Below are 11,460 nucleotides of genomic sequence, written 5' to 3' on the forward strand. Positions count from 1 at the left end.
CAGCTGGGATGACTCCTCTCACTTTCACGCAAGGATAAACGGCTCCGCCGTCCTTTGGACAGGCGCGTTTACCGATGAAATATAAGTATAGATATAAGGTTACAAAAACTTTCTTACATTTCAAAAAAGCCAGCCTCTTGCGGCTGGCTTTGATGTATTACGGTTGTAATCTTCCTAATAAAGACTGGATTACGGTTTTCCGATTGGCGGCGTGGGCGGCAGAACGACGGCGCTGGCCGCTTTTCCGTCAATGCCTAGAACTTCAATTTCATCAAGGAAGACCCATACATTGACCGGAAATTCAACTCTGACGTACCTGGCGTACACCTTATCGGCTCCCGCTTTCCCTGGCACGCCGTCTGTTACCCCGCTCCACCTCACAAAATCAGCCGATATAGCATCTTGTGCCGATGACGGAGAAACGGTTGCCAGCTTGCTCCAGGTTTGGCCGTTAGTTGATACGGAAAAAGAGACATTCTGAGGGAAATAGATGCCAGGCCCTTTATCCTGAAGAAAATGGGCTCTTATTAACCCGATCGATTTGTTGCGGCCCAAATCAAATGTAATTGTACGATTTCGATCCTCTGGGTAGTCGCTACCTGCATGGCCCTGCCATTGCCCGTTGCGGTAATCCGTTCCGCCGAACAGACCGTTCGTAAGTTCACTCCCCGAATCGGTATAGTTGCTGTTAGGCTGCCGCGAAAGTGTATAACTTTGACCAAGAGCCAGGTTGCTGAGGCCCCATCCGTCAGACCAGGTTTGAATAAGAACCTGGGCGTAAGTATCGAGCAGCGTTGCTGCCGAAGGTGAAATCAGCCCTTGTGCTTGCACGGCAGGGTCGTGTATGTGAGCGAGAAAATCCTGCATATACGATACGGCATCCTTCGGCTTGTTTTGGTCCAAAAGAAGCTTGATAATTTGCAAACGGTACAACAACTCATTGCCAAAAACCGAATTGATTTCGTTCGACGCAACATAACCCTGCACAAGCTCCGCCATCGTCTCCGGCGACGGGTCGCTGTCTATGGCGTACGTACCATTTAAATACTGATACAGCCAGTCATACATTAAACGCAAACCCGGATCCTTGCTTACCCCTAAGTTGTATACTGCATTATTGCCTTGGTAATAAGCTCTGAAACCATTTTGCATGAGGCCCGATCTGACGCCACTGTCCAAATATTCGATAAAACGCTGGAGAAGTACGGGGTCTGTCAGCATTCCGTCATCAAATTCGATCTCATTCCCCATTCCGAATCGCTTTGCATTATTCGTAGCATCATCTAGACGGTCGGAATCCATTCCGCCAAAGAAGTAATTCGGCTGGTAAGCCGCAGCATCCACTCCGAGGTCTTTCCACATATACATCTTGTAAGCCATAGAGTGTGGAATCCAGAAAACCTTCATATTCATGGCGTGTACTTTTTCCGTCACAGCACGCATCATGTCCGGTCCCGATTCGGATATCTCGACTTGTTCCGGCATCCAGTACATGCCGACAAGATCAAGATTTGAGTAGTTGGCAGCCTGCCATTTTTGCTGGACCTGGTCCAGATACCACTGTACCGCTTTTCCCCTGTTTTCAAACGCTTTTTCTTTGCCCGCGGAAGTCTCATTAAAGTTTAAAGAACCGCTGCCGTCAATGTCTCCAAAATCGGTTAAGGATTCCCCAGGGTTTGGAATCATTAACACAACCTTGACTTGGTGATCGGGCTGGTTCAGCTTGGCCCCGACTTCCTTGGCAGCCTCGTTCAACTGCTGCATATCCCCCGTTGCCGCGAAGGTTTTATTTAAATACCAATTCCAATCGTCCAGATTCGTTTGCCCAGTCCCAAAATCGCGGCCGGCAGGCGATGCAATCCCGAGATAAAGTATGCCGTCAAAAAGCCAATCGATCGGCTCCCCGTCTTTATTTACATAGCTAATGTTAGGGATAATCCGCTCCTTGTTCCAATCGCCCAAACCATTCGCATATTGCCCGTTATACAGCAAATTCAAATTTCGGATACCAGCTGTAGCCTCCCCAGGCTCCAAAAACTGAGGCTGCTCAGCAGGAACCTTTACCGCCCCATCAACCTTGCCGTCCATACCCAAGATTTCGATTTCGTCAATGAATTCCGATAGCGCATGATGCATTGAAAATGCTACTTTCACATAGCGAGCATAAGCCAACTCGCCATCCGTATTCCCGCCTTTGATTCCGTCCCGGCTGCCATCCCATTCAAAGGTTTCCTCTCTGGGCGGGCCTTCTCCCCAAAGCAGCTGCGTGGCGTTATGGGAGAGCAGCCCCCAATTTTCCTTATCGTCAGAGACATACATTGATACCGACAGCGGTACAAGGATTGAGTTCGTCGGATAATCTTGAAAAAAATGAGCAGTTATCCTTCCGATCGATTTTTCCTCTCCCAGATCAAAAACAACTTCGCGCGTTTTTCCGCGGAGATGCCCTACCCATGCAGGGTCGTTCATATTCAATGCGCCGTATTGTCCGTCCGTAAGCTTGTATCCGTCATCGGGATGTGAAGCTTCTGGCGCTTCAGACCATTCATACGGCAGACCTGCCGCAAGATTGCGGAAATTCGTCTGCTCCGCTGCCGATGGTGCTGCCTCCTGATTTGAGGCCGCAGCCGCAACAGGCGATGTCGCCTGCCACGCAGAAATCGGGGTTACTAGCAAAGCTGCTGCCATCAGGATCGATACCCATTTTTTGTTCGAAATCATCTTGGTCAGCTCCTTTTTATCTCGTTCTATTTGCCCTTCGCGGCCATGAACTCATCGATCTGCTTTTGCAGCTCCTGCTGAATTTTTTTGAGGGCAGGACCGGCCTCCGCTTCGAATTTCTTCAATGTATCCTCCGGATCGATAACTCCGTTGAACAGCGCCGTATAATATTGCCCATCAACTGTATTGTACTGGCTGACTTCGTTTTGCACCGGGTTACTGTCAAATTCGAAGCCGGCCAAAATATCAGTGGTGAACATGTCTGCATCGCGAAGCAACGCATCCATTTCATCATTCTTCGGGTCGCCGCCTATAACAGTACGTTCATCGACCGGATTCCATAGCCAGACATAACCGAATGCAGAGTAGCCGGATGTATCCAGGTTCTTCATTTTGTCCTCTCCTACCGCTTCCCAATGCTTGCCTTCGATTCCGTAAGAGAGCAGATCATAGTTTTCCTTCTCATTCGCCCAGTTCAGGAACATAATTGCTCGTTCCTTGTTTTTGCTTACCTTTGGAACAGCCAGGAAATTCCACTGTTTAAAATTAGTGAAGTTCGCGCCCTTTTCCGGGCTGAAGAAAGTAACTGTTTCCAACTCGCCATTCGGCACATTGTTCTTGAACGTATTCTTGAGGGAATCGCCGATGCCGAACGCGCCATTCGTCACGATTGCCACTTTGCCTGCCGAAATCGGCTGGTGAAAATCTTTCGTCGTCAAAATATCCTTGAAAATCAGCCCGTCGGTAAACCATTTGTGCGTGTTCGCCAGCCACGTTCCTATAGGCTCCCGGTCCTCCAGCAAATTGTAAACTTTGCCGTCATTGTTTTTGTAATAGAGCATCAGGCTGTTACCCAGCGCATGGGTCGGTCTGACATGGGTTTCGTAATCGTTCAACGCGTGATGAGCGACAAAAGAATAAGTGGCGGAGCCTGCGGTCATCGGAATGATGCCCTTTTCCTGCTCCTTCACCTTGTAGGCGAAAGCGATTAAATTTTCATACGTTTGAATCGGCGGTACGCCAAGCTTCTCGCGAATGTCTTTGCGCACCATGTAGGAATTGCCGGACATATAGCTGACGCCAAGCGGAATGGCCATAATTTGGCCGCCATACTTGTTGTAGTCCCACATTTGCTGCGGCCGTTTCTCCAGCACCGTCTTGCCATACTCGGCCAGCAGGTCGTCCAGCGGCTCATAGAAACCGCTCGCAATCATCTGATTGATGTGCAGCCACGGCGCATCAAAGATTAGGTCGATATTTTCACCGGAAGCAAGCGTCACCTGCGTCTTTTGCGCCAAATCAGACCAAGGCACAAATACGACGTCAAGCTTCACATTGATCGTATCCTTCATCCGCTTCTCTGCCTCGGCGATAACCAAATCCATATCCGGCGGCCGGTCGCCGGGAATCATAATTTTCAGTGTTACCTGCTCCAGCTTTTTGTCACCGCCGGCGCCGTTATTGTCTCCGGTCTGACTCGAAGGTTCGGGCGTCTTCCCTTCTCCTTCGCTATTCCCCGTGCACCCTGCAAGTGCGACAAGCGCGATCAACAGCACAAGCGTGGTGACCAAAAGTCTTTTCATCGTTAATTCCCCCTGTTTCAAAATGAAGAAAAATAGGCGGATGGACCCGTTCATTGACGAATGTAGCCTGCAGCCCGAACGGCCAAACACGCCACAATGCTTCTACCCTTTTACCGATCCTAACGTCAAGCCTTTAATGAAGAAACGCTGAATGAACGGATAAACAAAAACGATCGGGCCGATCGTAACGCAGACGATCGCCAGCTGCATGCCGTAGGTCGGCACGACGACATTGTACTGCGTCTGGCTGCCTCCCACATAAGCCATTACATTCAAATTGGACATCAGCTGGCGGATCATCATCTGCAGCGGCAGCATTTTGTAATTATCGATAAACAGCAGCGACAAATACCAGTCATTCCAATATTGCAGCGCATAGAACAGACTCACCGTAGCGATGGCAGGCAGCGAGATCGGCCATATAATGCGAAAGAAAATATAGAGATCATTGGCGCCGTCCACCGTCGCAGCTTCATTCAATTCATATGGTAGTGTCCGGTAGTAAGAGACGAGAATGAAAGCGTAGAACGGATTAAGCAGATAAGGCAAAATAAGTGCCCATACCGAGTCTTTCAGATGCAGCCAGTTGGCGATCAGCATATAGAATCCGACCAGCCCCGCACCGAACAGCATTGTCAGGAAGGTCAAGAATGATAGAATGTTGCGGTATTTCACTTTCCGATGGCTCAGTGTATAGGCATAGGCGGCTGTCACGAGGACACCCAGCGCCGTTCCGGCGATCGTTACACTAATCGTAATTCCGTAGCTGCGGAACACCTGTTTGCCGGAGAGCAGAAATTCATACGCATGAAGACTGAATTTGCTAGGAAGCAGCTGATATCCCGCCGTTTGAAGAATCGATTCATCGGCAAATGAATTGATGAATACAATCCAGAACGGGATGAAGCAAAACAGCGCAAACGCACATAGTACCGCGTACATAAAAACAAGAAACAACCGTTCTTTCACATCGATCACACCTTAAACCATCCGGCGAAAAAGGCTGCTTGGCTAAGTCTCCTCCCGCTTCGCCGAACCTTTTTTAGAATTTAGAACAGCCTTGAATCCGCATCTACCTTGCGCGCAATCGCATTGAAGATCAGAATCGTAACAAGACCCATGCAGGATTGGTATACGATGACCGCGGAGGACATGCTGAAATTGCCCAACTGCCGCAGTGCGCGGTAAGCATATGAGTCGATAACATCTGTCGTAGGGAATAGTACGCCGTTATCTCCGATGATCGCGTAAATCATGCCGAAATCGCCGTAGAAAATACGGCCGACGCCAAGCAGAGCCAATACCATCACGATCGGCCGCATGAGCGGTAGCGTAATGTAGAGCATCTGCTGCATCCGGCTTGCGCCTTCGATTCTCGCACTCTCGTAATATTCCGCGGAGATGCCTGTAATGACCGCCAAAAAAATAATGGAATTGTATCCGGCAATCTTCCAGGCGCTGATCACAGTCAAGATGTACGGCCAGACGCCAGGCGTCAAATACCAATCCACACCTTCGAAGCCTAGGACAGCAAGCGCGCGGTTCATTAATCCCTCCGATGTGCCGAACAGCGTTAGCGCCATCATGCTAACGACAAGCCATGAAATAAAGTACGGTAAAAAAATAAACGATTGCGCGATTCGCTTGAACACCCTGTTTCGGACTTCATTCAGAAAGATAGCCAGTACGACCGCGCTGCCGAGGCCGGATACGAGAAACAGCGCATTAAGGAAAACCGTATTCATTGTCACGCGCAGCCAATCTTTCCCGTTGAAGAAAAACTCGAAGTTTTTAAATCCGACCCATTCGCTCCCCCATATTCCGTCCGACAGCCGGTAATTTTGGAAGGCGAGCAGGTGCCCAAGCATCGGCATATACGCAAATACGGCCAGAAATGCGATGCCGGGCAGTGCCAGCAGATACAAATATCTGTTCCGCGACAGTTCACGTATGAACGTCCCGCCAAGCCTTCTTCGTCGCTCCAAAAAGCGTTCCTCCTTTCTTGTTTCACTTGCAGGTTTCGAACGATGTCATCGTAGCATTCACAGCAAATGCTTGCCTAGTTCTCATTGGCCGTATTCGGTTCTCCGCCAGCTGATTTGCGAGGATTCAGCTGGTTGTTATTAACCTGGCGAGTTCGCAAACGCCTGCTAATTCGCCGATTTCTCAGCAATATGCCGCTGCCACTCTGTCCGTTCCTCTGACTTGCTCTCACGGTATTGGCTCGGTGTCATGCCAGTTGCTTTCTTAAAGGCGGTGAAAAAATGGCTTTTCGTCTGGAAGCCGGACTCCACGGCAATGTCGGTAACCTGCATGCTTGTCTGTTCCAGCAGCTTCTTAACCTTACAGAGCCGCTCATTCAGGATGAAATTCGATAGCGGCAAACCGTATTGTTCATGAAACAGGTGCCGAACGTACTTGGCCGACAATGCGATATGATCTGCGATCTCATCCACCGACAGCATCGGGTCGTGAATATGGTAACGGACGTACTCGATAATTTCCTCGATTTGCTTTTCCTTGCGGTTGAAGCCCTTTCGGTCGCCTAGCAACCGGATGATCCGGCCAGTCTCTTCCTTTAGCCATTCGCGTACTTCGGCAAGTGTGACGTACTGCCTCAAGTGATGTTCGATTCCTTCAATACTCTGAACGGAAGTCATTTTGCTGAACGATTTGACGATTGCAAACAAAAGCAGCTTCAGCTGGAATTGGCACTCGGTATATTTCATCGTCTGCAAGCGTACGAACAACTCATCCAGCATCGCCAGCGCCTTCTCCTCTTTGCCGCAGCGAATTGTCTGGATCAGGTTTTCATGCACATCCTCCTCAATCGGAGCCTGCAGATCGGCATAGCGCTCAAAATCCTGTTCGATGTAAATTTTGTCATCACCACTGACAAACTTGAACAAAGTCAGTTCATTTATATCGTCATATACTTTACGCAAATCATCGTGCACGCGGCGGGCTTCACTTTCTGCGATCGTGACGTCCAATTTGACATATCTGGCAACTTGCCGGCGCAGTTCCTTCAGCTCTTTTGTCAAATCGGCGTCAGGTGAGAAACTTGCCGCGCCAACGATCAGAACGAGATGATCCGTGCCGAAATCAACCACCTCTATCGGCCGTTCCGGCTGGCCCAGCAGCTCCTCCGCGATATTACCGATTGCATACTTGAGCAGCTTGCGCGAGACAAAATCATACTGTTCGGATATTTCATAATAGGAATCAATTTTGACAACGGCCAGCCGAAGCCATTCGTAGTCCAGCAGGCCGGATTCACGGGCAATCGCCGCTCTGGCGCTGTCGGTTAACCGGCCCTGCAGCAGCCACTGCCGCAAATATTCGGTCTTGATCAGCGGGTAATGATCGCGAAGCATGACGACACCCTTTTCAATGACGCCATAATCGTTCTCCCCCTTCACACCCAGCTTACGCTGCAGTTGATCCGCCAGCCGGCGGAAGGGTCCGACGAAACGGCGTGAATTCCAATAGGCGATCAGGAGTAGCACCGCAAGCAGCAGCAGCGAGCAAATAATAATGACAGTTTTGAACGCATCGGCTTTTTCTCGGAATTGCTTCATCTCCGTGATGGATACAATGGTCCACCCCAGCGAATCAAGACGGGCATAATTAACGAACGCTTTCCCTCCGTCACGGTTCAGCTCGAATGATCCCTGCTTCAATCCTGTTCGGACGCCGCTGATGCTCTCCTCAAGCCGCTCATCCGATTCCCCCAAGATCAACTTGCCATGATCATCTACAATGGAGAACAGCGCATCCGCCCTTCCGCCGCCCGATATCAAATGCTTTTGCAGCTCCTTCTTGTTGAACAAGACGACAAGATACCCGTCGCGGCTTTTCTGCACAGGAGTCGAAGGAAGCTGGAGCGCCAAATATGAGTTTTTTCCTATTTTGTGATCGAAGTAGCGGAGGAAGGAACCGGGATCACGCTCGATCAGCTGCAGCATCGGCTGATCGGCGAACTCCTCAAACGGGAGCAGTCCAACTTTGGAGTCGATAACCTCACGTTTGCGCATGCTGAATAAGTAAGCGGATTCAATAAAAGGCTCATTTGATAAATACTTCGTTAATACCCGCATCGTACCGGCATTTTGCAGCAGATTTTCGGCAGAGGCATATATCCAGCTCTGAACGGTATGATCTTCATACATATTCAGGCTGTACCATTTCAGCTTGGCCAGCATAAACTCCGTCTGCTCTGCCATTTCATCGATACGGTCCTGATTGAAAGTTCCCACCTGAGTGTATGCGTATTGAGAAAATTGGTTAGCCAGAAACAACGAAAACGGAATAATCGTAATTGCGAAGAAAATGCCGCTGATCACAAATATGCGCCAAGATGTCGATCTGAACATAACTGATAACCCCTTTCCCCTTCGTCATTGAAGTTCTCTTTTGACTAGTATGTTTTATCTTATAGCAGCCCCTTCCTATTTGCCTAGTCCTCATTTGTCCGTCAAGTTCTGATTTTACGTTTCCGCCCCGTTCTGCATGTTATTGATCAAGCAAAAACACCATCCTCATGCGGATGGTGTTCATGATGGTGTAGGTGAGGGAAGTTGAACCCCTATCCGAAGATCACGCCACGCGGCTTTCTACGGGTGTAGCTGCAGTTTTGATGTCACCTTAGGGAGCCCATAATAAAAAATCACTACTTGTTTTAGCCTACACTAGCGGATGCGGCTTCTTCCATTCCATGTAAGCTTAGTTTCATACCCATTGCTAGTGCTAGCTTAACAGTATCAAGACGGGTAACGGTCCCGCATTCTCGATGCGAGCAATAGACTCTTGATGAAGTCCATCCCAACTCTACTCTTCTTTGATGGATGGCATTGACTAATTCAGCAACAGCTTCAAGCTCATTCATTCGAATTGGGTCTATGGACTTTAATTCCTTCTTTTTTTCGCTCCAGCTATTCGTAAACCATAACTCCTTTCACCTTCTGGATAACCAGTTCTCCATCCGTCTTTCAGCAATCGCAATTTCTCTCATGGTTTTTTTTAGTTGTCTTTGAGAAATGATGCAATAAGACAAATTGATTGCCATTCCAACCTAACACGGTGTCTTTTCTCATAGTATTGGTCGAGTATTAGTAGTAAGGCACAATGTATTCCTCTTTTTCAAGGTTTATTTGTTATAATATATCTGATTGTAATATCCATGTTTCTTCTTTTATTATTCTAAATTCCTGTTTTCACAATCATTGTTACAATACTAGCTAGCTTAAGGAGATTACTTGATGAAACAGACCTTAAATAAAATCCCAGAAAAATGGAAATGGAATGGGATTTTAACTATCGGTGGCTTATTAATAGGGGCAGGATTTGCTGATTGCCTATTTGCAATTAATCAACTAGATTTGAATCAAATAGCTAGAGGGTTAACGATATTTAGTGCAGGCCTTACCATTCTAGTCGTAATAGATAACTCCAAAACACAAAAGGATTCCGAGAAAGTACAAAAAGCAACTCAACTTCGATTAGAAAAAGTAGAGGATAAGCTAAATGCAATTCTTCAATCACAACAAATGTCTGAAAAACAATTTCAAGAAATAATAAAACTGCTGCATAGATCAAAGTCCTAAAATCATCATATAGACACCATACTCACATAAAAGCGATCCAAGTCGGTTATCATAACCAAAGTTACTTTAACAATATGTTCAAGAAACATACCGGTGGTTACCGTACGAAATACAAAATAACGGCAAGATCTCTTCATTCCTAGCTACTGACACAATATTTGTAAGTATGCTGTATCATAAGATATTAGTCGCTGAATGGCAAAATAAATAATCGACATTCACGGGAGCCATACTTACTGATGGCTCCCGTGACCATTCAATACCAATTCTACGTAATCTAAAACTCTCATCTCATGGTGGTAAATAAGTCACGATTTCAAATAGCATGAGAGACTAGATCGGTTTCCCAGCAATTAAAAAGCTTCTATACTACAGCATTTCCAACTGCAACACTCAAGAAATCAGCTTATAACAGTGTCGAAAGTTCAATTCTACTTGTTCTTGTGAAACTTTACAAACGGCACCGACTGACCTCCAGCGGCCATCGATTGAATGGACAATGGAAAAACAGAACTCCAAGTGACCGCATCATAAACATCAATCGCGAGTTTGCGTTTTTCAATTATTGCAGCAAAAAATTCATCAAGCACGAAGAAATCCCCCCCGCCATGTCCGCTTTTTGCAGCAATTTCAGATAGGTTTTTCCACCGTGGATGTTCCCATTCGTCTGCGTATTGCCAAAGCGATTCCCATTCTGCCGTCTTGCCTTCCTTATCATAAGGTGATCCACCAGGTGACCGCCCTTCTAGCCAAATAAGCGGATCTTCTTTAGCGTGTCGCGAAGACAAGTAGGACCCCTTCGTGCCTTGCAATGTATAGTGAGTCATATTATGTGGCCGCGCAGATTGAATATCGTACTTCAACGCTATCAACATCCCTTTTTTCGTCCGAATCAAGGTGACGGTTGAATCAGGCGTTTGCCAATGTTCGTTGTCCGCTCCAGGATGCTGTTCACCAAAATGTTCGTGAAAGTATTTGGCGGTTGCCCTGCTTTTGGAACCAAACGTAACTAAACTTTCCAGTTCATCCCCGCCTTGCTGATTCACACCTATCCACTGGGCAATCGGGCCCAAGGAATGGGTTGGATATGTACTTCCTTTATAATCTTTGAGCAACTTCCCTCGCCATGTTAAACTGCCATCTTCATAATGCAATAAATGACGTATGTCATGGATATAGCCGCATTCTGCATAAGTCAATTCCCCGAACAAGCCATATTGCGACATGTGATTCACCATCATATTAGGTCGCATATAGCAATAGTTTTCCGCCATCATATAGGTTAAACCTGTTTCCTCTACCGCTTCAATCAATTTCCAGCTATCTTCGATCGTGTGTGACGCAATAACTTCGCTAAGTACATGCTTATGCGGTCAGGGTTAATGATGGTGGAGGCGAGGGGAGTTGAACCCCTGTCCGAAGATATCACGCCACACGGCTTTCTACGGGTGTAGCTGCAGTTTTGATGTCACCTAAGACCCTCTGCAACACGGTTCTTAATAGGTCAGCCTGATTATCTTCTTCAGCACACCCCAGGCGGAGATGTGACA

General features: G+C 47.5%; 8 protein-coding genes and 1 other RNA gene. 1 reads left to right on the forward strand and 8 read right to left on the reverse strand.

Annotation, left to right across the window (positions count from 1 at the left end; translation table 11 throughout):
- Window positions 1–189: 189 nt before the first annotated feature.
- The 6 genes from V1L65_RS17460 to V1L65_RS17485 all read right to left on the reverse strand — a co-directional run bounded on the left by V1L65_RS17460 (window position 190) and on the right by V1L65_RS17485 (window position 9,192).
- Window positions 190–2,721: a DUF4855 domain-containing protein gene (locus V1L65_RS17460; RefSeq protein WP_331700492.1), complete on the reverse strand. Its 2,532-nt coding sequence runs from the start codon at window positions 2,719–2,721 to the stop codon at window positions 190–192.
- Window positions 2,722–2,747: 26 nt separating this feature from the next.
- Complete coding sequence (locus V1L65_RS17465; protein ID WP_331700493.1) at window positions 2,748–4,304, reverse strand: extracellular solute-binding protein; 1,557 nt, start codon at window positions 4,302–4,304, stop codon at window positions 2,748–2,750.
- A gap of 102 nt (window positions 4,305–4,406) precedes the next feature.
- Window positions 4,407–5,273 (reverse strand): carbohydrate ABC transporter permease, encoded by an 867-nt coding sequence (locus V1L65_RS17470; RefSeq protein WP_331700495.1) that lies wholly within the window; start codon window positions 5,271–5,273, stop codon window positions 4,407–4,409.
- 80 nt (window positions 5,274–5,353) lie between these two features.
- Entirely contained in the window at window positions 5,354–6,289 is a 936-nt protein-coding gene (locus V1L65_RS17475; RefSeq protein WP_331700496.1) for an ABC transporter permease, read from the reverse strand.
- Window positions 6,290–6,454: 165 nt separating this feature from the next.
- Complete coding sequence (locus V1L65_RS17480) at window positions 6,455–8,680, reverse strand: AraC family transcriptional regulator (RefSeq protein WP_331700497.1); 2,226 nt, start codon at window positions 8,678–8,680, stop codon at window positions 6,455–6,457.
- 305 nt (window positions 8,681–8,985) lie between these two features.
- The gene (locus V1L65_RS17485) at window positions 8,986–9,192 is read right to left on the reverse strand and encodes a hypothetical protein (protein ID WP_331700498.1); all 207 of its coding nucleotides are present in this window, start codon (window positions 9,190–9,192) and stop codon (window positions 8,986–8,988) included.
- A gap of 373 nt (window positions 9,193–9,565) precedes the next feature.
- Here V1L65_RS17485 and V1L65_RS17490 point away from each other — a divergent pair, with 373 nt between their 5' ends.
- Window positions 9,566–9,910 carry a hypothetical protein gene (locus tag V1L65_RS17490; protein ID WP_331700499.1) on the forward strand — a complete coding sequence of 115 codons (345 nt, stop codon included), beginning with the start codon at window positions 9,566–9,568 and terminating at the stop codon, window positions 9,908–9,910.
- A gap of 431 nt (window positions 9,911–10,341) precedes the next feature.
- Here the strand turns inward: V1L65_RS17490 and V1L65_RS17495 are convergent, their stop codons facing one another.
- Both V1L65_RS17495 and ssrA read right to left on the reverse strand, forming a co-directional pair.
- Entirely contained in the window at window positions 10,342–11,223 is an 882-nt protein-coding gene (locus V1L65_RS17495; protein ID WP_331700500.1) for a hypothetical protein, read from the reverse strand.
- Between the two features lie 73 nt (window positions 11,224–11,296).
- Window positions 11,297–11,460: a transfer-messenger RNA gene (ssrA, locus tag V1L65_RS17500) on the reverse strand; the annotation flags it as partial.

The organism is Paenibacillus sp. IITD108, assembly GCF_036541265.1.
GTDB lineage: Bacteria > Bacillota > Bacilli > Paenibacillales > Paenibacillaceae > Pristimantibacillus.

What these genes read in the sequence shown, in the direction of transcription:
- V1L65_RS17460 (WP_331700492.1), bottom strand. Translation starts at nt 2,721, where the DNA reads ATGATTTCGAACAAAAAATGGGTATCGATCCTGATGGCAGCAGCTTTG.
- V1L65_RS17465 (WP_331700493.1), bottom strand. Translation starts at nt 4,304, where the DNA reads ATGAAAAGACTTTTGGTCACCACGCTTGTGCTGTTGATCGCGCTTGTC.
- V1L65_RS17480 (WP_331700497.1), bottom strand. Translation starts at nt 8,680, where the DNA reads ATGTTCAGATCGACATCTTGGCGCATATTTGTGATCAGCGGCATTTTC.
- V1L65_RS17485 (WP_331700498.1), bottom strand. Translation starts at nt 9,192, where the DNA reads ATGAATGAGCTTGAAGCTGTTGCTGAATTAGTCAATGCCATCCATCAA.
- V1L65_RS17490 (WP_331700499.1), top strand. Translation starts at nt 9,566, where the DNA reads ATGAAACAGACCTTAAATAAAATCCCAGAAAAATGGAAATGGAATGGG.